The sequence below is a fragment of the Caulobacter sp. LARHSG274 genome (assembly GCF_052871235.1).
Genome location: NZ_JBIXJO010000014.1, coordinates 25783 through 49167 on the forward strand (window position 1 = coordinate 25783; position 23385 = coordinate 49167).

Annotated in this window: 24 protein-coding genes and 1 tRNA gene; 14 read left to right on the plus strand and 11 right to left on the minus strand. The window is 70.0% G+C overall.

Features of this window, described 5'->3' with window-relative positions; translation table 11 throughout:
- Positions 1 to 327 precede the first annotated feature (327 nt).
- Positions 328 to 403, minus strand: a tRNA-Lys gene (locus ACIPQB_RS19075).
- A gap of 80 nt (positions 404 to 483) precedes the next feature.
- On the opposite strand from ACIPQB_RS19075, the gene ACIPQB_RS19080 reads away from it, so the two are divergent.
- On the plus strand, positions 484 to 822 hold the full coding sequence (locus ACIPQB_RS19080) for an Hpt domain-containing protein (RefSeq protein ID WP_446486841.1): 339 nt from the start codon (positions 484 to 486) through the stop codon (positions 820 to 822).
- Positions 823 to 964: 142 nt separating this feature from the next.
- Here ACIPQB_RS19080 and ACIPQB_RS19085 read toward each other — a convergent pair whose 3' ends face one another.
- Both ACIPQB_RS19085 and gcvA read right to left on the minus strand, forming a co-directional pair.
- Complete coding sequence (locus ACIPQB_RS19085) at positions 965 to 1294, minus strand: chorismate mutase (RefSeq protein ID WP_446486842.1); 330 nt, start codon at positions 1292 to 1294, stop codon at positions 965 to 967.
- Between the two features lie 6 nt (positions 1295 to 1300).
- The gene (gene gcvA / locus ACIPQB_RS19090; RefSeq protein WP_446486843.1) at positions 1301 to 2257 is read right to left on the minus strand and encodes a transcriptional regulator GcvA; all 957 of its coding nucleotides are present in this window, start codon (positions 2255 to 2257) and stop codon (positions 1301 to 1303) included.
- A 218-nt stretch (positions 2258 to 2475) separates the two neighbouring features.
- Between gcvA and cobA the strand changes: the two genes are divergently transcribed.
- From cobA to ACIPQB_RS19120, 6 genes are all read left to right on the plus strand, one after another.
- Positions 2476 to 3360 (plus strand): uroporphyrinogen-III C-methyltransferase, encoded by an 885-nt coding sequence (gene cobA / locus ACIPQB_RS19095; RefSeq protein ID WP_446486844.1) that lies wholly within the window; start codon positions 2476 to 2478, stop codon positions 3358 to 3360.
- Positions 3357 to 3722, plus strand: a complete 366-nt coding sequence (locus tag ACIPQB_RS19100; protein WP_446486845.1) for a DUF2849 domain-containing protein — start codon at positions 3357 to 3359, stop codon at positions 3720 to 3722. Before cobA ends, ACIPQB_RS19100 begins: the two co-directional genes overlap by 4 nt.
- A 4-nt stretch (positions 3723 to 3726) precedes the next feature.
- Positions 3727 to 5385, plus strand: coding sequence for a nitrite/sulfite reductase (locus ACIPQB_RS19105; protein ID WP_446486846.1), 1659 nt, complete (start codon positions 3727 to 3729; stop codon positions 5383 to 5385).
- Positions 5369 to 5869 carry a DUF934 domain-containing protein gene (locus ACIPQB_RS19110; protein WP_446486847.1) on the plus strand — a complete coding sequence of 167 codons (501 nt, stop codon included), beginning with the start codon at positions 5369 to 5371 and terminating at the stop codon, positions 5867 to 5869. The genes ACIPQB_RS19105 and ACIPQB_RS19110 overlap by 17 nt, the downstream gene beginning before the upstream one ends.
- Positions 5869 to 6645, plus strand: a complete 777-nt coding sequence (locus ACIPQB_RS19115; RefSeq protein WP_446486848.1) for a phosphoadenylyl-sulfate reductase — start codon at positions 5869 to 5871, stop codon at positions 6643 to 6645. Before ACIPQB_RS19110 ends, ACIPQB_RS19115 begins: the two co-directional genes overlap by 1 nt.
- Before the next feature lie 780 nt (positions 6646 to 7425).
- A complete protein-coding gene (locus ACIPQB_RS19120) occupies positions 7426 to 7872 on the plus strand; it encodes an ion channel (protein WP_446486849.1) in 447 nt (148 codons plus the stop codon).
- A 168-nt stretch (positions 7873 to 8040) separates the two neighbouring features.
- Here ACIPQB_RS19120 and atzF read toward each other — a convergent pair whose 3' ends face one another.
- The 5 genes from atzF to ACIPQB_RS19145 are packed head-to-tail and all read right to left on the minus strand — an operon-like array spanning position 8041 to position 15403.
- Positions 8041 to 9825: an allophanate hydrolase gene (gene atzF / locus ACIPQB_RS19125; protein ID WP_446486850.1), complete on the minus strand. Its 1785-nt coding sequence runs from the start codon at positions 9823 to 9825 to the stop codon at positions 8041 to 8043.
- Positions 9822 to 13475: an urea carboxylase gene (gene uca, locus ACIPQB_RS19130; RefSeq protein WP_446486851.1), complete on the minus strand. Its 3654-nt coding sequence runs from the start codon at positions 13473 to 13475 to the stop codon at positions 9822 to 9824. Before uca ends, atzF begins: the two co-directional genes overlap by 4 nt.
- 7 nt (positions 13476 to 13482) lie before the next feature.
- Positions 13483 to 14112, minus strand: coding sequence for an urea amidolyase associated protein UAAP2 (locus tag ACIPQB_RS19135; protein WP_446486852.1), 630 nt, complete (start codon positions 14110 to 14112; stop codon positions 13483 to 13485).
- Between the two features lie 5 nt (positions 14113 to 14117).
- Entirely contained in the window at positions 14118 to 14942 is an 825-nt protein-coding gene (locus ACIPQB_RS19140) for an urea amidolyase associated protein UAAP1 (protein ID WP_446486853.1), read from the minus strand.
- Positions 14942 to 15403: a CopG family ribbon-helix-helix protein gene (locus tag ACIPQB_RS19145; RefSeq protein ID WP_446486854.1), complete on the minus strand. Its 462-nt coding sequence runs from the start codon at positions 15401 to 15403 to the stop codon at positions 14942 to 14944. The genes ACIPQB_RS19140 and ACIPQB_RS19145 overlap by 1 nt, the downstream gene beginning before the upstream one ends.
- A 228-nt stretch (positions 15404 to 15631) precedes the next feature.
- On the opposite strand from ACIPQB_RS19145, the gene dusA reads away from it, so the two are divergent.
- Both dusA and ACIPQB_RS19155 read left to right on the plus strand, forming a co-directional pair.
- Positions 15632 to 16648: a tRNA dihydrouridine(20/20a) synthase DusA gene (gene dusA, locus ACIPQB_RS19150; protein ID WP_446486855.1), complete on the plus strand. Its 1017-nt coding sequence runs from the start codon at positions 15632 to 15634 to the stop codon at positions 16646 to 16648.
- 73 nt (positions 16649 to 16721) lie between these two features.
- Positions 16722 to 17393, plus strand: a complete 672-nt coding sequence (locus tag ACIPQB_RS19155) for a hypothetical protein (protein WP_446486856.1) — start codon at positions 16722 to 16724, stop codon at positions 17391 to 17393.
- A 14-nt stretch (positions 17394 to 17407) separates the two neighbouring features.
- On the opposite strand, the gene ACIPQB_RS19160 is transcribed toward ACIPQB_RS19155, so the two are convergent.
- A complete protein-coding gene (locus ACIPQB_RS19160; RefSeq protein ID WP_446486857.1) occupies positions 17408 to 17779 on the minus strand; it encodes a nuclear transport factor 2 family protein in 372 nt (123 codons plus the stop codon).
- A gap of 90 nt (positions 17780 to 17869) precedes the next feature.
- On the opposite strand from ACIPQB_RS19160, the gene ACIPQB_RS19165 reads away from it, so the two are divergent.
- A complete protein-coding gene (locus ACIPQB_RS19165) occupies positions 17870 to 18349 on the plus strand; it encodes a MarR family winged helix-turn-helix transcriptional regulator (RefSeq protein WP_446486858.1) in 480 nt (159 codons plus the stop codon).
- Between the two features lie 30 nt (positions 18350 to 18379).
- On the opposite strand, the gene ACIPQB_RS19170 is transcribed toward ACIPQB_RS19165, so the two are convergent.
- A complete protein-coding gene (locus ACIPQB_RS19170; RefSeq protein WP_446486859.1) occupies positions 18380 to 18880 on the minus strand; it encodes a TIGR02281 family clan AA aspartic protease in 501 nt (166 codons plus the stop codon).
- A 277-nt stretch (positions 18881 to 19157) separates the two neighbouring features.
- Here ACIPQB_RS19170 and ACIPQB_RS19175 point away from each other — a divergent pair, with 277 nt between their 5' ends.
- Entirely contained in the window at positions 19158 to 19517 is a 360-nt protein-coding gene (locus ACIPQB_RS19175; protein ID WP_446486860.1) for a hypothetical protein, read from the plus strand.
- Between the two features lie 5 nt (positions 19518 to 19522).
- Here the strand turns inward: ACIPQB_RS19175 and ACIPQB_RS19180 are convergent, their stop codons facing one another.
- Positions 19523 to 19741, minus strand: coding sequence for a DUF1289 domain-containing protein (locus ACIPQB_RS19180; protein WP_446486861.1), 219 nt, complete (start codon positions 19739 to 19741; stop codon positions 19523 to 19525).
- A gap of 106 nt (positions 19742 to 19847) precedes the next feature.
- Between ACIPQB_RS19180 and ACIPQB_RS19185 the strand changes: the two genes are divergently transcribed.
- From ACIPQB_RS19185 to ACIPQB_RS19195, 3 genes are all read left to right on the plus strand, one after another.
- On the plus strand, positions 19848 to 20729 hold the full coding sequence (locus ACIPQB_RS19185; protein ID WP_446486862.1) for a nicotinate-nucleotide--dimethylbenzimidazole phosphoribosyltransferase: 882 nt from the start codon (positions 19848 to 19850) through the stop codon (positions 20727 to 20729).
- A 126-nt stretch (positions 20730 to 20855) separates the two neighbouring features.
- The gene (locus tag ACIPQB_RS19190) at positions 20856 to 22070 is read left to right on the plus strand and encodes an acyl-CoA dehydrogenase family protein (RefSeq protein WP_446486863.1); all 1215 of its coding nucleotides are present in this window, start codon (positions 20856 to 20858) and stop codon (positions 22068 to 22070) included.
- 67 nt (positions 22071 to 22137) lie between these two features.
- Positions 22138 to 23283 (plus strand): acyl-CoA dehydrogenase family protein, encoded by a 1146-nt coding sequence (locus tag ACIPQB_RS19195; RefSeq protein WP_446486864.1) that lies wholly within the window; start codon positions 22138 to 22140, stop codon positions 23281 to 23283.
- The last annotated feature ends 102 nt before the right edge of the window (positions 23284 to 23385 follow it).

The window sequence follows — 23385 nt, forward strand, 5'->3', positions numbered from 1 at the left end:
GTGGTTGCTCGGTCGGGCGCGAGCCCTGCGGAATTGGAGGGGTCCATAGCATAGGTCGCAAGCGAACCAAGCTCGCCGTCGAACACCTCGCCCCGGCAAACGGTTCCGCCCTCGGGAGCGACGCTCGAATCGCGGGCGTCCGGCGCCTGGAACCGGCGATTCGCGATTCGGCGCGGGTCGAAGCCGGCGTCGGCGGCCTGCACGGCTGGCGTTTTTCGGCTCGCCGTCGTACGTCAGGGTTGAGCTAGGACGTCAGGCCCGCAGCGGGCGGGACTTGATGGTCTCCCCGAAGGGAGTGTCTTCAAGTCGTCGGGATTTTGAGGAAAATGGTGGGCGCAGTAGGATTCGAACCTACGACCCGCTGATTAAGAGTCAGCTGCTCTACCAACTGAGCTATGCGCCCGCTCGGTCCGAAGCTTTGTTTGCCCCGGCGGCGAGGCGCGGAACATACGCAAAGAATCTTGGAACGCAAGGGACTATTTTTTGGCCAGACGAGACATCAGCGGCGCTGTCGATTTCGCTTATCTGGAAGGGTTCGCGGCCGGCGATTCCGGGGTCATCGACGAGGTGCTGGCCCTGTTCCGTGAACAGGCCGCGCTTTGGGCCCCGATGCTCGACAAGAGCCATCCCGGCTGGGGCGACGCGGTGCATACCGTCAAGGGCGCGGCGCGGGGCGTCGGGGCCTTCGCCCTGGGCGACGTCTGCGAGGGGGCCGAGGCCGGGACCCAGAGCCTGGACGCGGTGCGCAACGCCCTGGACGTGGCCCTGATGGACATCGCCGCCTACGCCCACGAACGGGCGCTGCGGTCGCTGAAGGGGTAGGCGCAGGACGCCCCCTCCGTCACGGCGCGTATTCGCGCCGCGCCACCTCTCCCGCGATGCGGGTGAGGAGAATCTTTTCCTCCCCCGTGAGACGGGGGAGGTGGCCGCGAAGCGGACGGAGGGGGCGTCCGGCGTTGGCCGTCTAACCCTTCGTCCGGTCCCAGCTGTCGTACTCATAGGCGATGCAGCGGTCGATCAGGGTGCGCCAGACCGGTTCGGCGATGGCTTCCGATAGGCCCGACTCGCGGGCGGCGGCCTTGACCTTGTCGACCACGTCCTCGATCCGCGCCTGGTCGAACACCTTGGAGCGGTCGGCCTTGATGCGGGCGGCGGCGTCCATGTAGCCCTGGCGCTCGGTCAGCAGCTGGACCAGGGCCCGGTCGAGGGCGTCGACCCCCTGGCGGACCTCGGCCATGGACTGGCAGTCGCCGGGAACCCGCCGTTCGCCGACCTCGATCATCGTCTTGACCATCTAACCCTAGATACCCGCGCCGTTGTCCATGGTGAGCAGGGCCGCCTCGTGCGCGGCGGCCTCTTCCTTGAGCCAGGCGACGAAGGCCTTGACCTGCGGCAGCCGTCCCTTGGCCTTGGGATGGACGACGTAATAGGCGAAGTCCACGGCCGTGGGAATCTCGAAGGGGATCACCAGGCGGCCGGAATCCAGGTCGGCCTGGGCCAGGGTCTGCTTGGCCAGGGCGACGCCGCGGCCGTTGGCGGCGGCCTCGATCACCAGGCTGGACTGGTTGAAGCGCGGGCCGCGGGCCCCGTCCACCGACCGGATGCCGCGCGCCGCCAGCCACATGGCCCAGTCGGGGCAGCTGTCGTCGGCGTCGGGCGAGCCGTCGTGCAGCAGGATGTGGCGCGACAGGTCCTCGGGCGATTCCAAGGGGTTGGCGGCCAGAAGTTCAGGCGATGCGACCGGAATCACCGTCTCGCTGAGCAGGCGGATGACTTCCAGCCCCGGATAGCGGCCCGAACCGTAGCGGATGGCCAGGTCGACCTCGCCGGCCGCGAAATCGACGACCTCCATGCCGGCCGACAGCCAGACGTCGACCTGGGGCTGGGCCTGCTCGAACTTGCCCAGCCGCGGCACCAGCCACTTGGCGGCGAAGGACGGGGCGGCGGTCAGGGTCAGGCGGCGGCCGTCGACGGCGGCGGTCAGCAGGCTGGCGGCCTCGGCCAGGCGGTCGAAGGCCTCCCGCAGGGCGGGCAGGGCGGTCTGGGCCGCGTCGGTCAGCAGCAGGCCCTTGGGCGTGCGCTTGAACAGGGCCGCGCCGACATAGTCCTCGAGGTTCTGGATCTGCTGGCTGACGGCCCCGGGCGTCACCGACAGCTCGTCGGCGGCGCGGCTGAAGTTCAGGTGCCGGGCCGCGGCCTCGAAGGCGCGCAGGGCGTTGAGGGGAGGCAGGCGCCGCCGTTCCGACTGTCTTTCCATGAGTTTTACTGAACGCCCCGGCAGAAGACCTTGTTTGCGAAGTGGCCCGCCTTTGCCCAATTTGCAAGCGTTCGCTGATGGAACGGCCCTTTTCATCGATGGACGCGAGCGGGGCGGACCCTAGGGTTCGCCCCGCAATTCATTGGGCGCAACCGGTTTGGCCGCAAGGCCGGCCCGGCCTTTTGTCGACGGCGCTTGGCTTATAGAGGACCTGAATCATGGCTCGGCCGACGGTCCGATCCGCTTCCCCCCGGTCCCGGACCGGACTGGTCGCCCTCGGCGGCGGGGAAAGCGTGCGCGCCCCGGGTCGCGTGACCCTGGTCGGCGCCGGCCCCGGCGATCCCGAACTGCTGACGATCAAGGCCCTGAAGGCCCTGCAGGCCGCCGAGGTCATCGTCCATGACGGCCTGGTCTCGTCCGAGATCCTCGACCTGGCCTCGGCTTCGGCCCGGCGGATCGACGTGGCCAAGCGCAAGTCGCGCCACACCCTGCCGCAGGACGACATCAACCAGCTGCTGGTGGCCCTGGCCCGCGAAGGGCTGAACGTCGTGCGGCTGAAGGGCGGCGACCCGTTCCTGTTCGGCCGCGGCGGCGAGGAGCTGGCCGTCTGCCGCCAGGCCGGGATCGACTGCCAGGTGATTCCCGGCGTCACCGCCGCCCTGGCCGCCAGCGCCGGAGCCGGCGCGCCCCTGACCCATCGCGGCGCGGCCCAGGCCGTGACCTTCGTCACCGGCCACGCCGCTCATGGTGAACCCGATCTCGACTGGGCCGCCCTGGCCCGTCCCAACCAGACCGTGGTGGTCTATATGGGCGTCAGCACCGCCGGCCTGATCGCGCAGCGCCTGACCGCCGCCGGCCGGGCGGGTTCGACCCCGGCCCTGGTCGTCGAGAACGCCAGCCGCCCCGACGAGCGGCGGATACTCACCACCTTGGACACATTGGCCGTCGCCGCTGAAGGCCTGAAGGGCCCGGCGCTGCTGATGGTCGGCGAGGCCATGGCGATGGCGCAACCTCTCTCCGTTCATCCCGGCGAAAGCCGGGACCCAAGCGGCGAGTCAGAATGGGTCCCGGCTTTCGCCGGGATGAACGGGGTTTTTGAATGAAAGCCATCACCGCCAATCGCCTGATCGACGGCGAGGTCGTGTTCTGGAAGGCGGGCGCCTGGGTCGAGGGCTTCGGCGACGCCCAGCTGTTCGACGACGACCAGGCCGCCGAGGTCGAGACCGCCGTCGCGACCGGCAAGGCCCAGTCGACGGTGATCGTCGATCCCTATGCGATCGACCTGGCCCCGGTCGACGGCGGCCTGGCTCCCGTCAGCTACCGCGAGCGCATCCGGGCGCTTGGCCCCACCAACGAACCCACCCACGGCAAGCAGGCCGTCGGCGGCGCGGTGATCGAGGCCCTGCGCCACGCCCATGGCGCCGCCCGCTCGACCGGCCGCGTCGACCTGATCCGCAGGAAATAGCCGCATGTATCAGTACGACGTCATCGATCGCGAGTTCCTGACCGATCGCTCCAACGAGTTCCGGCATCAGGTGGCCCGCCGCCTGGCCGGCGAGCTGACCGAGGACCAGTTCAAGCCGCTGCGGCTGATGAACGGCCTCTATCTGCAGCTGCACGCCTACATGCTGCGGATCGCCGTGCCCTACGGCGCGCTCAACAGCCGCCAGGTCCGCCGCCTGGCCTGGGTGGCCCGGACCTATGACAAGGGCTACGGCCATTTCACCACCCGCCAGAACCTGCAGCTGCACTGGATCAAGCTGAAGGACGTGCCCGACATCCTCGACGCCCTGGCCGAGGTCGACCTGCACGCCATCCAGACCAGCGGCAACTGCATCCGCAACGTCACCGCCGACCCCTATGCCGGCGCCACGGCCGAGGAGATCGACGATCCGCGCGTCTGGTCCGAGGTGCTGCGCCAGTGGTCGACCCTGCACCCGGAATTCTCGTTCCTGCCGCGCAAGTTCAAGTTCGCCGTCACCGGCGCCCTGAAGGACCGCACGGCGGCCAAGGTGCACGACGTCGGCCTGATCCTGCGCCAGAACCGCGACGGCTCTCTGGGCTTCGAGGTCATCGTCGGCGGCGGCCAGGGGCGCACGCCCTATGTCGGCCCGACCATCCGCGAGTTCCTGCCGGCCGAGCACCTGCTGAGCTATGTCGAGGCGATCCTGCGGGTCTATAACCGCCACGGCCGTCGCGACAATATCTACAAGGCCCGCATCAAGGTGCTGGTCGCCGCCCTGGGGGCCGAGGAGTTCGCCCGCCAGGTCGAGGCCGAGTGGGAGAAGATCGACCTGGCCCGCGCCGACCTGCCGGCCGCGGCGCTGGCCCGCATCCGCGCCGCCTTCGCCCAGACCCGGTTCGAGGCCCTGCCGGCTCGCTCGGAGGCCTTCGAGACGGCCAAGGCCGCCAGCCCGGCCCTGGCCCGCTTCGTGCGCAACAACGTCAAGGCCCACAAGCAGCCCGGCTACGCCATCGTCGAGGTGTCGCTGAAGGCGCCGGGCCAGACGCCCGGCGACGCCGGCGCCGACCAGCTGGACCTGGTCGCCGACCTGGCCGAGCGCTACAGCCTGGACGACCTGCGGGTCACCCACGCCCAGAACCTGGTCCTTCCCCACGTCAGGCTCGACGACCTGCCGGCCGTGCACGCGGCCCTGGCGGCGGCGGGCCTGGCCACGCCCAATATCGACCTGGCCAGCGACATCATCGCCTGCCCGGGCCTGGACTATTGCGCCCTGGCCAACGCCCGGGCCATCCCGATCGCCCAGGACATCGCCAGGAAGTTCGCCGACCCCGACCGGGCCGAGCGGGTGGGCGAGCTGAAGATCAAGATCAGCGGCTGCATCAACGCCTGCGGCCACCATCACGTCGCCCACATCGGCATCCTCGGCGTCGACAAGAAGGGCGAGGAATTCTACCAGCTGTCGCTCGGCGGCTCGGGAGCCGAGGACGCCTCGATCGGCAAGATCCTCGGCCCGGCCCTGCCGGCCGACCGGGTCGCGCCGGCCATCGACACCCTGGTCGAGGCCTATCTGTCGTTCCGCACCGGCGAGGAGCGCTTCCTCGACACCTATCGCCGCGTCGGTCTCGAACCCTTCAAGGAGGCGGTCTATGCCCAGGCTGATTAAGCTGGCCGGAGCCGGCGCCGAATGGGCCGAGGACGGCTTCGTCCATGTGGCCGACGACGACGCCATTCCCGAGGGCGACGTGATCCTGTCCCTGACCCGCTTCCAGGCCGAGGGCGAGATCCTGCTGTCCAACAGCCGCCGGGTGGGGGTGCGGATCGAGCCGGACCAGGAGGTCGAGGCCCTGGCCTATGACCTGCCGCGCCTGGCCGTGGTGGCCCTGGCCTTCCCGAAATATCGCGACGGCCGCGCCTACACCTCGGCCCGCCTACTGCGCGAGCGGCTGGGCTATACCGGCGAGGTGAGGGCGGTCGGCGACGTGCTGCAGGAGCAGGCCGGCTTCATGGTCCGCTGCGGCTTCGACGCCTTCGAACCCAATGACGGCGCGACGCCGGAGGCCTGGACCAAGGCCGCCCATCGCTTCCGCCATGTCTATCAGCGCGCGGCGGACGATCGTCCCGTCGCCTTCGAGGAGAGGGCCGTCTGATGGCCTATGACCAGACCGCGACCGAGGTGAAGCCGACTGCCGCTCAGCAGCCGACGGCCAGGAACCTGGCCGCGCGACTGGACGCCGAACTGCGCGACGCCCATCCCCTGACCATCCTGCGCAAAGCCTATGAGACCTTCGGCGACAGGCTGGCCCTGGTCTCGTCGTTCGGGGCCGAGTCGGCGGTGCTGCTGCACCTGGCCGCCCAGGTCTCGCCGACCATTCCGGTGCTGTTCCTCGACACCGGCATGCTGTTCGGCCAGACCCTGGACTATCGCAAGGCCCTGGCCGGCCAGCTGGGCCTGGCCGACGTGCGCGACCTGCGCCCGGCCTATACCGACCTGGCGGTCACCGATCCCAAGTCCGACCTGTGGCGCACCGACACAGACGCCTGCTGCCACATCCGCAAGGTGCTGCCGCTGGACCGCGCCCTGGGCGGGTTTGAGGCCTGGACCACCGGCCGCAAGCGCTTCCACGGCGGCGACCGCCTGCGCCTGGCCGTGGTCGAGGAAGCCGACGGCAAGATCAAGTTCAACCCGCTGGCCAATTGGGGCAAGGCCGAGCTGGACGCCTATGTCGCCGAGCACGCCCTGCCGGCCCATCCGCTGGTCAGCCAGGGCTTTCCGTCGGTGGGCTGCTGGCCGTGCACCAAGCCGGTCGACGACCCCAACGCCGACGTCCGGGCCGGTCGCTGGGCCGGGCAGGACAAGACCGAATGCGGCATCCACGTCGCCCGCGCCCCCGGCGCTGCGCCGAACGTGGGCGACGGCATCTAGGCAGGCGCACGCCGGCGCCCTTCCGCCGGAAGACGCCGGCGGGGCTGGGGAGGCGGCGGAGCGCCCGGGCCATGCCCGGAATTGTATTTTGGAGAGTACCGTTTCGACAGGACACGGGCGCTCCGCGCGGCCGGTGGACGGAAGCCTTCGGATCGCGGATTTTTAACCCGCTCCGATGGAGGCCCCCGGCGGGCGGAGGGGCAGCGACCCCGTCCGGACCGCGCGGGCGATTTCAGCCCGCGCCTGTGGCGACCGTCTTTCGGCTCCGCGGGGGTGTTCCCGCCGTCCGACCGGAAGACTGAAGGTCCATCCGGATCCTCCATCCTCCCGCGCCGACCCGGAGGGCCCCACGCAACCGGCCGACGGACGCTTCCCGCTCGACCGCCCCCGCCGCCCGTCAGGTCGCCAGCTGGACGGCCTCCCCTGCGGTGGGACGAGGAGCATTATGGCGGCGGCCTGGAAGGGTGCGGAGCAAATCGGGTCGAGAAATTTTAAGGCTTTGATTTAACTCATATCTATCCCGGATTCTCCGAGGATGGGCACAACCTTTCCTTCTCCCCTTGCGGGAGAAGGTGGCCTCGCGGAGCGAGGTCGGATGAGGGGTCGATAGGCGGTACAGCTGCGACGGGCGGAACGGCTGGGTGCGGCGGCCGCCTTCTGAGAGACCCCTCATCCGGCGCTTCGCGCCACCTTCTCCCGCAAGGGGAGAAGGAAAGCGGCCCATCACAATTTCGCCCGAGCGCCGTGAACTTCCTCGTCGAACCGATGAAGGAGTGCTCCATGGCCGACCTCGCCGCGCTGGGCCTTTCGCTGGTGCTGATCCTGGCGGTCGTCACCGTGCATTTCCAGGCGCTCCTTGGGCTTTCCGCCTGGCAGGAGCGGGTCGCCGCCTCCGGCCACTTCAAGATCCTGGTGATCATCTTCGGCCTGATCGCCGCCCATAGCCTGGAGGCCCTGGTGTTCGCCGGCGGCTACTGGATCGGCGCGGACTGGCTGCACCTGGGGGCCTTCTTCGGCGCGCCGCACATGCAGATCGGCCAGTTCTTCTATTTCTCGATCGAGGCCTTCACGACCCAGGGGGTCGGCGACGTCTATCCGGTCGGCCCCCTGCGGCTGGTCGCCAGCCTGGAGCCCCTGGTCGGGCTGATCCTGATCGGCTGGTCGGCGTCCTTCACCTTCCTGGCCATGGGCATCGACTGGCAGCAGGCCTTTGTCCGGCCGCGCTAGGGCCGGAGGGCCGAAGCCTCTCTAAGCCCGTCTCCCCGGCGAAGGCCGGGGCCCAGATTCAGCCGTGGCGCCAGAGGCTGACCCGAGACACACGGCCTTACGATCTGAACCCCGGCCTTCGCCGGGGAGACGGAATATAATGGAGGTTTCTATCTGGCCTCATCCGCGCTAACCCGCCGACGCGATATAGGCCCGCCAGCCGCCCAGGGCCGTGATGTCGGTCGCGCCGTCCAGGGCGCGGGGTTCGGCGACGAAGCCCTTGACCGAGGTCCCGTCCTCCAGGGTCACCGTGCCGATGGCCAGCGGCGCGGGGACCTCGGCGACGAACGAGCCGAAGGCTTCGAAATCCAGCTCATAGACCTCGACCAGGATCGAAGACCCGCCCTCTCCGACATGGATCAGGGCCGGCTTGGGCGGGGTGGTCTCGGCCATGGCGTAGAGCCGGTAGGCCGGGGCGGTGCGGGTGGCCGACACCAGTCGGGCCTCGCGCGAGGTCAGCTGCCAGTGCAAGGGCATGCCGGCCAGGTGGGCGCCGACCACGGCCAGCTTCACGCCGGGCTTGCGCGGGGTCAGGTCGAGCGGCGGGGTGTCGGCCATGGGGAAGGTCTCCAGGTAGCGCTCGGCCAGGGCCAGCAGCGCGCGGTCGGCGAAGGCCGGCCCGATCAGGGTGACGCCGAAGCCCGTGCCGTTGTCGCGGAAGCCGGCCGGGACGGCGAGGGCGCTCATGTCGAGCAGGTTCACGAAATTGGTGTAGAGGCCCAGATTGGCGTTCAGGGCGATCGGCTCGGCCAGCAGTTCCTTCAGCCGGTAGATGGTCGGGGCGGTGGGCAGCAGCATCACCTCCACCGCGTCCCAGATCGGCTCGGCCGCCCGGTGATAGGCCTCCAGGGCGTAGAGGCCTTTGAAGGTCTCTACGCCGGTCACCGCCAGCCCGCCCTGGACGATGGCCCGCACGGTCGGATGGATCACGCCAGGGGTGTTGCGCAGCAGGGTCTCGACGGCCGCCGTGCGCTCGGCCACCCACGGGCCGCTGTAGAGCAGCTTGGCGCAGTCGAGCAGCGGGGCGATGTCGAGTTCGACGGGCGTGCCGCCGGCCGCCGTCATGCGCTCGATGGCGGCGGCGTAGAGGGCGGCGGACTGGTCGTCGCCGAGGAACAGCCGCTGGTCGGGGCGGGGGACGCCGAAGCGGAAGGTCCCGACGGGCGCGGCGGGCGGTGCGGCCGGCGCGCGGCGCGAATAGTCGTCCTCGGCGTCGAAGGCGGCCAGCACGTCGTCGACCCGCGCCGCCCCGGCCAGGTCAGCGGCGAACACGCTGACGCAGTCCAGCGAGCGGCAGGCGGGGACCACGCCGCGCGTGCTCCAGCGGCCCTTGCTCGGCTTGAGCCCGACCAGGTGGTTGAAGGCGGCCGGCACCCGGCCCGAGCCGGCGGTGTCGGTGCCCAGGGCGAAGGCGACCAGGCCTGCGGCCACGGCCACCGCCGAGCCGGAGCTGGAGCCGCCGCTGACATAGGCCTGGTCGAACACGCACAGCGGCGCGCCATAGGGGCTGCGGACGCCGACCAGGCCGGTGGCGAACTGGTCGAGATTGGTCTTGCCGACCAGCACCGCCCCGGCCGCGACCAGCCGCTCGACCACCGTCGCCGAGCGCGCGGGGACATAGGCGAAGGCCGGGCAGGCGGCGCTGGTCGGCCAATCGGCGACGTCGATATTGTCCTTCACGGCGAAGGGAACCCCGGCCAGGGGCAGGGCCTCGCCGGCCGCGACCCTGGCCTCGACGGCCCGGGCCTGGGCCAGAACCGCCTCGGGCGGCAGGCGCAGAATCCAGGCCTGGGGCTGGACCAGGTCATAGGCGGCGACGGCGTCGAGCGCCGCTTGCGCCACGGCGACCGCGCTGGCCCCGCCGTTGACGGCCTCGGCTATGGCGGTGACCGACAAGCGCTGGAAATCGCTCATGCGGCGTCGTCCCCAAGATCGGGCCCAAGACCGGACAAGTCCGGGGCGATGGCGACGATCGGGGCGCCGGCGGCGATGGCCTGGGCCGGCTGGGCGTAGACGGCGGTGACGATCCCGGCCGCCGGGCTGTTGACGTCGCACTCGGCCTTCATCGCCTCGATCACGGCGATCACCGCCCCGGCCTCGACCCGCTGGCCCGGCGCGACCAGCACCTTCCAGACATTGCCGCCCAGCGGGGCCTCGACCAGGTCGCTGCCGTCGGGGACGGTGACGGCCGCCGCCTCGCCGGCCTCGTCGGCCACGCCCGACAGGGCCTCGACCCGGGCGAACTCGCCGCGGGCCACCCAGTCGGCCCGCTCGGCGTCGAAGGCGGCCTGGCGAGTGGTCTGGAAAGCCTCAATGCTTTCAGCGTTCTCCGCCAGCATCCTGCGGTAGTCCGACAGGCGGAAGGTCTCTTCCTCGATGCGGATTTGGCGGCGACCGAGCGGGAAGTCGCGCCGCCACTCGACCAGCTCCTCGGCGCTGACCGGGAAGAAGCGGATCTGGTCGAAGAACCGCAGCAGCCACGGCTTGCCGCCGGTGAAGGCGTCGGTCTGGCGCCAGGTGTTCCACACCTGGATGGTGCGGCCGAACAGCTGGTAGCCGCCCGGGCCCTCCATGCCGTAGATGCACATATAGGCCCCGCCGATGCCGACCACGTTGGGCGGGGTCCAGGTGCGGGCGGGATTGTACTTGGTGGTCACGAGGCGATGGCGCGGATCGACCGGGGTGGCGACCGGCGCGCCCAGATAGACGTCGCCCAGCCCCATCACCAGGTAGCGGGCGTCGAAGACAATCCGCTTCACATCATCAATGTTCGACAAGCCGTTGACGCGACGGATGAATTCGATGTTGTCCGGACACCAGGGCGCGTCGTCGCGGACCGCCTGCATGTACTTGTCGATCGTCTGGTAGATCGCCGGGTCCTTCCAGCTCAGCGGCAGGTGGACGACGCGCGACGGGATCTCGAAATCGTCCAGCCCTCCCAGCCGCTGCTCGGCCGCGACCAGGACGGCCAGCAGCTCGGCCTGGGTCAGGCGGCGGCTGTCATAGTGGACCTGCAGCGAGCGGATGCCGGGGGTCAGGTCGATGACGCCGGGCAGGGCCAGGGCCTGCAGGTCCAGCAGCAGGGCGTGGATGCGCAGCCGCAGCTCCAGGTCCAGCACGATCGGGCCGTATTCGACCAGCAGGTGCTGGTCGCCCTGGCGGCGGTAGGTGACGTGCGGGCGGTGGCCGTCTTCGGGCAGTTCGGCGAGGATCGGGCTGGCCGACGCATGGGCGGCGGGCGCCGCATCCGGGGCCGGAGCCGCTCGCAGCGTCGCCAGCAGGCCTTCCTGCTCATCCAGCGCCAGGGCCGCCGCGGCGTCGTCGACGACCGCGAACCGCACGGTGTCGCCGGGCGCCAGCTGCCCGGCCTTCCACAGGTCGGCCTGGATGATCACGAACGGGCAGACGAAGCCGCCCAGCGAGGGTCCGTCCGGCCCCAGGATGATCGGCATGTCGCCGGTGAAGTCGACCGCGCCGACCGCATAGGCGTTGTCGTGGATGTTGGACGGGTGCAGCCCGGCCTCGCCGCCGTCGCGCCGCGCCCATTGCGGCTTGGGGCCGACCAGCCGCACGCCGGTGCGGTTGGAGTTGTAATGGACCTTCCAGTCGGTCCCGGCGATCATCGCCACGTCGGCGGGGGTGAAGAAGTCGGGCGCGCCGTGCGGGCCGGGCAGGACGCGGATCGTCCAGGCCTTGGTCGTGGCCGGGCGCGGGGCCTCGGCCAGGACCGGGGCGGCCGCCGCCGCCGCACCGCCGTCGCCCAGTCGCAGCACGTCGCCGGCCGTCAGGTTGCGGCCGGCATGGCCGCCGAAGCCGCCGAGGGTGAAGGTCGAGCGGCTGCCCAGATAGGCCGGCACGTCCAGCCCGCCCTGGAACAGCAGGTAGCCGCGCAGGCCGGCGCCGACCACGCGGCCGATCTTCAGCACCTGGCCGGGGGCGATCGCGAACGGGGCGTAGGCCGGGACCGGGACGCCGTCGAGCCTGGCGTCGAAGGCCGCGCCGGTCAGGCAGACGACGGCCGGGCGGTTGAACTTCAGGCTTGGGCCGAGGGCGGTGATCTCCAGCCCGGCCGCGTCGTCCCCATTGCCCAGCAGGCGGTTGCCCAGCCGGAAGGCCAGGTCGTCCATCGGTCCCGACGGCGGCACCCCGACGTCCCAGTAGCCCTGCCGCCCCGGCCAGTCCTGGACGGTGGTGGCCGGGCCGCCGCTGAGCACCTGGACGGTGTCGGGCGCCCAGGCCACGGTCTCCAGGGCCCGGGTCGAGACCTGGCCGGTGACGAAGGGCGGGCTGCGGACCACGGCCCGCAGCCAGTCGAGATTGGTCTCGATGCCGGCCAGGCGGGTGTCGTCCAGCGCCGTCTGCAGCGCCGTCACCGCCGCCGGACGGTCCGGCGCCGTGACGATCAGCTTGGCCAACAGCGGGTCGTAGAAGGCGCTGACCTCGGTCCCGTCGACCACCCAACCGTCGGCGCGGACGCCGTCGGGGAAGCGCACCTGCGTCAGCACGCCGGAACTGGGTCGATAGTCCTGGGCCGGGTCCTCGGCATAGAGCCGCACCTGGATCGCGGCGCCCTTGGGCTCGGGCGCTGGGGCGTCGAGAAAGGCGAAGTCGCCGGCCGCGCCGCGCACCATCCATTCGACCAGGTCGACGCCGGTCACCTGCTCGGTGACGCCGTGCTCGACCTGCAGGCGGGTATTGACCTCCAGGAAGAAGAAGTCGTCGCGCTCGGCGTCGTAGAGGAACTCGACCGTGCCGGCCGAGCGGTAGCCGGCGGCCGAGGCCAGGCGGACGGCGGCCTCGAGCAGGGCGGCGCGGGTGGCGGCGGGCAGGCCGGGGGCGGGGGTCTCCTCGACGACCTTCTGGTTGCGCCGCTGCAGCGAGCAGTCGCGCTCGCCCAGGGCCAGGACCTTGCCGGCCCCGTCGCCGAACACCTGGACCTCGACGTGGCGGGCCTGGCGCACATAGCGCTCGAGGAACACCCCGCCGTCGCTGAAATTGCCGGTCGCCAGCCGCTGGACGGCGGCGAAGGCTTCGCTGACGGCCTCGGCCGTCTCGCAGACCCGCATGCCGATGCCGCCGCCGCCGGCCGTGGCCTTGAGGATGACGGGGAAACCAATGCGCTCGGCCGCTTTCAGGGCCGCGGCCGGGTCGACCAGCAGGTCGGTGCCGGGCGCCAGGGGCACGCCGTGGGCCTGGGCGAGGTCTCGCGCCGTGTGCTTGAGGCCGAAGGCGCGGATGTTGTCGGGCGTCGGGCCGATGAAGGCGATCCCCGCCGCTTCACAAGCTTGCGCGAAGTCCGCGTTTTCGCTGAGGAAACCGTAGCCGGGATGAACCGCCTGGGCGCCGGTCGCCTGCGCCGCCGCCAGGATCAGGTCGCCGCGCAGATAGCTGTCGGCGGCCGGCGCCGGGCCGATGCGCACCGCCTCGTCGGCCAGGCTGACATGCAGGGAGCCAGCGTCGGCGTCGCTGAACACCGCCACCGACTTGACGCCCATGGCCTTGAGCGTGCGGATGATCCGGCAGGCGATGGCGCCGCGGTTGGCGATCAGGACCTTGTCGAACATGGCGGTCCTAGCCCGAGACGATCATGCGCACCGGCGTCGGATCGAAGCCGTTGCAGGGATTGTTGATCTGCGGACAGTTGGAGACCACCACCACCACGTCCATCTCGGCCCGCAGATCGACATAGAGGCCGGGGGCCGAGATGCCGTCGACGATCCCCAGGGCCCCGTCGGCCTCGACCGGCACGTTCATGAACCAGTTGACGTTGCTGACCATGTCGCGCTTGCCGCGGCCGTGGCGGGCGTTGGCGGTCAGGAAGTTCTCGACGCAGGCGTGCTGGGCCTTGGTGTGGTGGCCGTAGCGCAGGGTGTTGCTCTCGCACGAGCAGGCCCCGCCGATGGTGTCGTGATAGGCCACGGCGGTGGCGGTGACGGTCATCATCGCCGCGCCCTCGTTGGACAGCAGCACCGAGCCCTCGCGCAGGAAGACGTTGCCCTGGGCGGCGATGGTGTCCTGGGCGCTGTAGCGCTCGCTGTCGTCAGCGGCGCTGTAGGCCAGGAAGTCGACGGCCTGGTTGCCCTCCAGGTCGACGATCCGCAGGGTCTGGCCGGCCTTGACCGTGTGCAGCCACGGGGCGCGGGCGGGCACGACCTCGTCATGGACTACGGTTCCGGCCAGCGGCGGGGGCGAAAGGGTCATGGCGCTCACCGGCGGTAATAGTCTTCGACGTTGAGGAAGGCGCGCAGGCCCTCCGGCGTCGCGTTGCGGATCGGATCGGCTTCCGGCGTCACCGGGCCGCGCCAGGCGGTGGCCCGCAGCGGGGTGACGGCGTAGGCCGGGCGCGGGTCGAGCACGTGCGGGCAGTTGGCGACCACGACGATCAGGTCCATCTCGGCCCGCAGAGTGACGAAGCGGCCGGGCGGGTAGGGGCCGATATCGATCGCAGTGTCGCCGCCCTGGGCGATCCGCACCGGCTTGAACAGGTTCAGGCACGGATGGATGTCCTTGCGGCCCAGGCCGAACTTGGCCACGCCGAGCGAGAAGCGGTCGCGGGCGCTGGGATGGGCCCCATGGTTGAAGCCGTCCCCGTACTTGCGGGCGTTGCTGGCCTCGTTGGAGGCGCCGCAGAAGGCGTCGTGGGCTTCGGCGGTGTCCTCGACCAGGCTGGCCAGCACCCGGCCCATGTCGGACAGCAGCAGCCGGCCCTGGCCCAGATAGCCGTTCCACTGCACCTTCAGGGTGTCGGCGATGTTCAGCCGCTCGACCGGGCGCTCGGCGTTGAACAGCAGCAGCGAGGCGCTGGCGTCGCCGGCCAGGTCGGTCAGCCGCAGGCGGGCGCCGCGGGCGATCTGGCGGCCGGCGTAGCCGCCGGGGGCGATCGTCTCGTCCCAGACCACGTCCTGCGCGGCGACGCCGGCCGGCAGGTCGACCGCCGCCGTGGCCGGGACGGTGGGCATGGCCTCGGCCCGGGTTCCGGCCTGGGCCCGGGCGTGGGCCTGGGCGGCGTAGGGATTGGCGGTGTCGCTCATCAGACGGCGTCCCCTTCCTCGCCATGGAAGTGCAGCGGCGGCAGCAGGGCGGTGGTGGTGACCAGCTTGATCTGCTGCACGCCGCGCACCTTGCGCAGGTCGTCGCACAGCTGCTGCAGGCGCTCGAACGGGCCCTGGACCAGCAGCACCTCCATGGCCTGATCGTCCTCCAGGAAGACGTTCTGGGCCGAGATCACTTCTTTGACATAGCTCAGCTGGGTCTGGGCCAGGGCGTGGCGCACGCGGCCGCTTTCGGCCCGGTAGATCAGGGTGATGGTGCCGGCCAGTACGGCGTCGGAACGCGCGCCGGTGTGCTCGGCCAGCTCGTGGCGGATCAGTTCGGCGATCATCTGCGAGCGGCTGGGCAGGCCGCGCTCGGCGACCATGGCGTCCAGCTGCACCAGCAGCTCGGCCGGCAGGCTGACGCTGAGGCGGGCGAGGGTGGAAGGAGGGCTGTCCATCGCTCGATCTAGGCGAGTTATTACCAATATCGCAATACGTAATATCGAACTTTCGCCGGCGAGCGCGGCGCTGCCTGAAATTTGCGCGCCCCCCGGGGCCGAACGCGGCGCGACTGGCCATTCCCGGAACCGAAGACGCCCCCGGCCTGCTCGCCTTGAGGCCTCGCCTGGACTATATAGCGCCCCTCGCGCCGCCGAGCGGCGGTTGGAGTCTTTGAATCGACGGTGATGCAGCAGTTCCAAGCCCATAGGCTCTCGGTGGCGCCGATGATGGATTGGAGCGATCGGCATTGCCGGTCGCTGCACCGGGTGCTGTCGCGCCGGGCGCTGCTCTATTCGGAGATGGTGACCAGCGGCGCGGTGCTGCACGGCGACCGCGACAAGCTGCTGGGCTATGACGCCGGCCAGCACCCCGTGGCCCTGCAACTGGGCGGTTCGGAACCGGCCGAACTGGCGGCGGCGGCGCGGATCGGCGAGGATTTCGGCTATGACGAGATCAATCTGAACGTCGGCTGTCCGTCCGACCGCGTGCAGAGCGGCCGGTTCGGGGCCTGCCTGATGCGCGAGCCGGCCCTGGTCGCCGACTGCATGGCGGCGATGGCGGCGGCGGTGTCCGTGCCGGTCACCGTCAAGTGCCGGATCGGGGTCGACGACCAGGATCCGGAGCAGAGCCTGTTCGAGCTGGTCGACCGCTCGGCCCAGGCCGGGGTGACTAGCTTCGTCGTCCATGCCCGCAAGGCCTGGCTGAAGGGGCTGTCGCCGAAGGAAAACCGCGACGTGCCGCCGCTGGACTATCCGCTGGTCCACCGGCTGAAGGCCGAGCGGCCGCACCTGACCATCGTCATCAACGGCGGCGTTCCCGATCTCGACGCCTCTCTGGCCCAGCTGGAGCATGTCGACGGCGTGATGCTGGGCCGGGCCGCCTATCACGAGCCGGGCCTGCTGGGGCAGGTCGACCGCCGGGTGTTCGGCGAAGGCCGCGACATCGACGCCTTCAAGGCGGTCGAGCTCTACAAGCCCTACATGACCGCGCAGCTGGCGGCGGGCGTGCATCTGGCGGCCATGAGCCGGCACATGCTGGGCCTGTTCCACGGCATGCCGGGGGCGCGCGCCTGGCGCCGCATCCTGACGGTCGAGGGCGTGGCGGCCGGCGCGGGGCTGGAGGTCGTCGACCGCGCCTTGGCCGCCGTCCGCCAGGCGGTGGACGCGCGCGAGGCGCGGACCTTGGACGCCGTCGCGGGCTAGGCCTTGGGAACAAGCCGGGCGGACGTCGGGTTTGAACCTATGGGTCGGGGAAAACCTGACGCGAGGTCATGCGATGTTACGTCTTTCCCTGGCCGCGGTGCTTGGCGCCACGCTCCTAGCCGGCGCGACGGGCGCCTGGGCCCAGGACGAGCGTTTCGCCGTGGGCGGCAATATCGGCACGCCCGGCCTGGGCGTCGAACTGCAATACCGGCTCAGCGACAACCTGGTCGTCCGCGGCGGCGGCGATTGGATGAAATTCGACCACGACCACAGCTACAGCGGCGTCAACTATTCGGCCAAGCTGAAGACCGCCACCGGCGGCGCGTTCCTCGACTGGCATCCGGGCGGCGGCGGTTTCTTCCTGTCGGGAGGCAGCTACTTCGGGGAGCGCAAGGCCCGGCTGGACGGCCGGCCGACCGGGCCGACCCAGATCGGCGACCTGACCTTCACGCCCGAGCAGATCGGCACGATCCGTGGCGATGTCGAAATGTCGAAGACCCAGCCGTTCCTGGGCCTGGGCTGGGACAATACCTTCGTTCGCAACAGCCGCTGGGGTTTCCGGGTGCTGGGCGGCGTGTCGTTCAGCGACAAGCCCAAGGTCGACCTCACGGCCACGGACGGCACGCTGGCCGGCGATCCGACCTTCCAGGCCGAACTGCAACGGGAGGAAGATGACGTCCGCCATGACGCCAAGGGCTTCAAGTACTTCCCGATCGTCCAGGTCGGGGTGAACTACCGGTTCTGAACGGGGCTAGGCGATCAAGCGTCCTGGACGTCGAAGCGCGCCACCTTGCCGGCGCGAAGACGGAAAACATGTTCGACCGTCTTGTTCTCAAGTCCATGCGTCTGTCCTTGAAGCAGCTTGCCGTCGAGATCGCGGATGGTCTGCCGGACTTCCGCGACGACCGCGCCATCGGCCGTTCGATGAAAGCCCACCGGCTCGACCTGCGGACTGACCAGGGCCCACTGGCGCGTCCAGTAGGCGCGGACCGCCTCGCGGCCATCGACATGGCCGCCGTCCATGGCGTTGGCCCAGGCGACATCCTCGGTGAGGGCGGCCAGCACGCCATCAATGTCCCGGGCGTTGAAGCGATCGTAGAGGCCTTCGAGAATCTTGATGTCATCGTCCATCGGACCTCTCCCTGCCGCGCGCGGTTTGCATTCGCGCCGAACCCATATACATATGCACGTATGTATATGGGTTCGGCAAGGGGAAGCGCCATGGATCTGGACGTGCTCTCGACGCCGGGACACCTGATCAGTCTCGCCGCGCGCGGGTTCGCCCGCCTCAGCGAAGCGCGGCTGAAGCCGCTGGGCTTCGGCGTCGGACACCTGCCGGTGCTGGTGGCGCTGCAGGACGGCCGGGCGAGCACCCAACGCGATCTCGCCCGCTTCGCCAGGATCGAGCAGCCGCCGATGGCGCAGATGCTCGCCCGAATGGCGCGGGACGGCCTGATTCAGTACGCGCCCGATCCTGCCGATGGGCGCAGCCGCCGTATTACGCTGACGGAAGCCGCGGAAGCGCGCCTGCCGGAGGCGGTGGCTGTCCTGCTTCGGGGCAATCAAGAGGTGCTGCGCGACTTCACGGAGGAGGAGGCCGAACTGCTCGTCGCCCTGCTGACGCGCCTGATCGCCAACCTCGATCGAATCGCGGGTCTCGAAGCGGCGCCCGATACGCCGCTGGCTGAGAAAGCTGGCTGACGAGGGTGCGTCGGCCGGTCGCTCGAGCCGTTACGACCGCAGGATCAGCGCCCTGGGCGTGGCCTGGAAGCTGGACAGCCGGCCCAGATAGCTCATGCCCAGCAGCGAGGTCTCCAGGCCCTTCTCGATGACCATGGCGTCGACGTCGCGCACCTGGGCGCCGGCCACGGCGACGCTGGCCAGCTTGACCGAGGCGGCGCGGGTCTGGCCCGAGGCGGTGATCACCTTGTAGCGGTAGTCGAGGCTGTGGATGTCGATGCCCAGGCGCTGGGCGTCGGTCTGGCTGAGGGCGACGGTGGTGGCGCCGGTGTCGATCAGGAAGCGCACGGCCCGGCCGTCGACCTTGGCCTCGGCCCAGAAATGGCCGTCGGCGCCCTTGACGATCTGGGCGGCGCCGTCGTCGGTCGCGGCCGCCGCCGGGGCGGGCCCGCGCAGGTCCGGCTGGCGCAGGTCGTCCAGCGACACGACGGCCTTCGCCGCCCCGACCGCCGAGAGCGCGCCGACGATCGCGATGGTCGCGAACTTGAGCATTCAATCACCCCGCCATGACAGGCTTATCGGCCGTTTCTACGGCTGTTGCGGGGAGAATAGTCGCCAAGGGGTTTTCAACCCGTGAATCGGCCAAGCGACGATCGTTTACGGTTAACAAGTATCTAAGTGAATGGCAAATTAAAAATACGTAACACTTGGAGTGTTGAGTATTAAACTTGCGTAATGTGCAACATGACTTCGATTTAACTTCAAGCTGCGGTGTTTTCGGGCCATTCATGACCCTCGAAATATGAACGCGTATCGAGGGAATACCGCCATGAACAAGATCATCGTCGCGACCGTTGTCGCCGTTTCGGCCCTGGCCGGCGCCGCCCAGGCGGGGACCACGGTCAGCAACCTGGACTTCCTGAAGGCCGCCCGCTGCCGCGGCCTGGCCGCCTCGGAAGGCCTGGGCAAGCTCGACACCGCCAATATCGACGCCTTCCTGAAGCAGGAAACCGGCGATCGCGACCTGCCGATCCGCGTCTCGGCCAACAACAAGATCGTCGGCGCCCAGAAGGAGGGCGACAAGGCCGAGGGCGCCAAGAAGGAAAAGCTGCTGGCCGAACGGTCGAGCGCCTGCTCGGCCTGGCTCAGCGGCGCGCCCACCGGCGCCGCCGTCAACACCGCCAACTAGAAGGCTCAGGCCTGGTCAATGACCAGGCTGGCCACGGGGTCGGGGCGGAGGGGCAGGGCGGCCATGACCGCCGCCCGTTCCGCGTCGCTCAACCGCGACCAGCCGGCGATCTCCGCAAGGGTTCGCCGGCAGCCCAGGCAGACGCCGGTCAGGCCGTCGACCGCGCAGACCTTGACGCAGGGCGTCGCGATGGCGCGGGGCGGCGTGGCGGCGGGCGAGGTCATGACCGCCAATTTCGGCGTTCCGGACGAACCGCGCAAGGGCAAGCCGCGCATGGATCATCGCGTGGGCGCCCTTTGCATCGGGCGCGGGCTGGCTTAAGTCCGCGCCATGACCGTTTCCCCCTTCGACGACATCCGCCAGCTGGCCGCCGACGCGCCGGCCTCGCCCTGGGCCGCCGACGCCTTCACGGGCGACCGGCTGGCCGAGGTTTCCGCCTGGCTGACGGCCTGGACCGGCAAGACGCCGCCGACGGTGCTGCGGCCGGTCGTGGCTCTCTATGCCGGGGCCCGCCAGGGCGTCGGACCGCAGGGCTACGCCCGCGAGCGCCTGGAGACCGTGGCGGCGGGCGGGGCCAATGTCTGCCGGCTGGCCGGCGTCCAGGGCGCGGGGCTGGAGGCCTTCGACCTCGCCGTCGATCGGCCGACGCCCGACCCGGTGGCCAAGGCGGCGATGAGCGAGAAGGAATGCGCGGCGACCATGGCCTTCGGCATGGAGGCCCTGGCCAAGCAGCCCGACCTGCTGATCCCCGGCGTCATCGCCGCCGAGGCCGGGCGTTCGGCCGCAGCCCTGGCCCTGGCGCTGTTCGGCGGCGAGGCTTCCGACTGGAGCGAGGCGCCCGAACCGGTCGCCGCCGCCGTGGCCCGCGCCGCTGGCGAGGACGACCTCTCCGACCCCCTGGCGGCCTTGCGCCAGCTGGGCGGCCGCGAGACCGCGGCCCTGGTCGGGGCGATCCTGGCCGCCCGGGTCCAGAAGATCCCGCTGCTGCTGGACGGCTACGCCGCCTGCGCCGCCGCCGCGGTGCTGCACGCCCTCGATCCCGCTCTGATCGATCACTGCCTGGCCGCACACCTGGGGACGGCCAAGGGTCATGGCCGGCTGCTGGAGATGCTGGGCAAGCGCCCGTTGGTCGCGCTGGACGTCGCCGAGGAGGAGGGCGTCGGGGGCGCGACGGCCCTGGCCCTGGTGCGGCTGGCCTGCGAGGTTCGCTAGCGCCGGCCGGGAACTGATCGGCGTTTACGTTGACGCTAGGGTCATCTTTCCAAACGTTCGTTCGAACCCTATCATGACCCGGAAGCCAAAGACGGCCCGCTGAGAGGCCGATTCCGGGAGCCGACCATGAACCTCGATTTCTCGCCTGAAGACGTCGCCTTCCGCGACGCAGTCCGCGCCTTCATCGCCGAGAACTATCCCGCCGACCTGCGCGAAAAGCAGGACGAGGGCGAGGAGATGGCCAAGCAGGACTTTTTGGCCTGGCACCGGATCCTGGCCCGGAAGGGCTGGGTGGCGCCGGCCTGGCCTGCCGAATACGGCGGCCCCGGCTGGACGCCGGTGCAGCGCTACATCTGGTCCGAAGAGACCGCCCGCGCCGACTGCATCCAAATCCTGCCGTTCGGCATCAACATGGTCGGGCCGGTGATCTACACCTTCGGCACGCCCGAGCAGAAGCAGCGCTTCCTGCCGCCGACCCTGTCGGGCGACATCTGGTGGGCCCAGGGCTATTCTGAACCGGGCGCGGGCTCGGACCTGGCCAGCCTGAAGACCAAGGCCGAACGCATCCGCGGCGACGACGGCGAGGACTATTACCTGGTCAACGGCCAGAAGACCTGGACCACCCTGGCCCAGCACGCCGACTGGATCTTCTGCCTGGTCCGCACCGACCCGGCCGCCAAGATCCAGGAGGGCATCTCGTTCCTGCTGATCGACATGAAGTCGCCGGGCGTCACCGTGCGCCCGATCATCACCCTGGGCGGCGAGCACGAGGTCAACGAGGTCTGGCTGGAGAACGTCAAGGTTCCGGTCGAGAACCGGATCTATGACGAGAACAAGGGCTGGACCTGCGCCAAGTTCCTGCTCGCCCACGAGCGCTCCGGCATCGCCGGGGTGGCGCGCTCCAAGCGCGGCATCGCCCGCATCCGCCAGATCGCCGCCGAGGAGGTCAGCGACGACGGCGCGCCGCTGATCGACGACCCGATGTTCCGGCGCAAGGTCGCCGAGCTGGAGATCGACCTGACGGCGCTGGAATATACCGAACTGCGCACCCTGGCCGGCGAGGCGGCCGGCAAGGGGCCGGGGCCGGAATCCAGCCTGCTGAAGATCAAGGGCACCGAGATCCAGCAGCGGATCACCGAACTGGCGCTGGAGGCCTCGGGCCACTACGCCGCGCCCTATTTCCGCGGCTTCCCGGCCGACGGCGACAACGCCCATCCGATCGGCCCCGACTTCGCCCACCGCGCTGCGCCGACCTATTTCAACGTCCGCAAGACCTCGATCTACGGCGGCTCCAACGAGATCCAGCGCAACATCATCGCCAAGATGGTTCTGGGGCTGTGATCAAGGCCTGAGCATTTGCAGTTCCCCTCCCCGCAAGGGAGGGGAGCCATAAGAGGAAACCGCCCTCATGGACTTCAACTTCAGCGAAGAGCAGTCGATGCTGCGCGACACCGTCGCCAGCTTCCTGCGCGACAAGTACGACTTCGAGACCCGCCGCAAGATCGTCGCGTCCGACAGCGGCTGGCAGGCCGACTACTGGCGCGCCATCGCCGAGGAGCTGGGCATACTGGGCGCGCCGTTCAGCGAAGAGCTGGGCGGCCTGGGCGGCGGGGCGGTCGACAACATGATCGTCATGGAGGAGTTCGGCAAAGCCCTGGTCATCGAACCCTATCTGGGCACGGTGGTGATCGGCGGCGGCTTCCTCAAGCATTCGGGCTACGCCGGGGCGGCCAGCGTGATCGAGGCGATCATCGCCGGCACGACGACGATCGCCTTCGCCTATGCCGAGCCGCAGGCCCGCTACACCTGGCAGGACCTGAAGACGACCGCCCGGAAAGAGGGCGCAGGCTACGTGCTCAACGGCCACAAGGCCGTGGTGGTCGGGGCGCCGTTCGCCAGCCACCTGGTGGTCACCGCCCGCACCGGCGGCGGCCAGCGCGACGCCGGCGGCGTCTCGGTGTTCCTGGTCGACAAGAGCCTGAAGGGCATAGTCACCCGCGACTATCCGACCGTCGACGGCGGCCGCGCCTCAGAGGTCTATTTCGAGAACGTCTCGATCCCGGCCGACGCCCTGATCGGCGAGGAGGGCGGGGGACTGCCCCTGGTCGAGAAGGTGGTCGACGAGGCTACGGCCGCCGTCGGGGCCGAGGCGGTGGGCGTGCTGCGCCGGCTGCACGAAGGCACGCTGGACTACGCCCGTCAGCGCAAGCAGTTCGGCACGGCGATCGGCAACTTCCAGGTGCTGCAGCACCGGATGGTCGACATGTTCATCGAGGTCGAGCAGGCGGTGTCGATGACCTACATGGCCACGCTCAAGCTGGACGAGGACGACGCCGAACGCGCCAAGGCGGTCTCGGCCGCCAAGGTGCGGATCGGCCGGGCCTGCCGGTTCGTCGGCCAGAACGCGATCCAGATCCACGGCGGCATGGGCATGACCGACGAGCTGGCGATCGGCCACTATTTCAAGCGGGCGACGATCATCGAAGGCCTGTTCGGCTCGGTCGACCATCACCTCAGGCGCTACGAATCGCTGTCGTTCGGCGCGGCGGCGTAAAACCGCCTACAGACAACCGATGGTTGGGCGGGGCGCCGCCCGCGGCACGCCGTCGCGGGCGGCTTTTCTTTTGGTGGTGTGGTCGTCGACGATCCAGGCCAG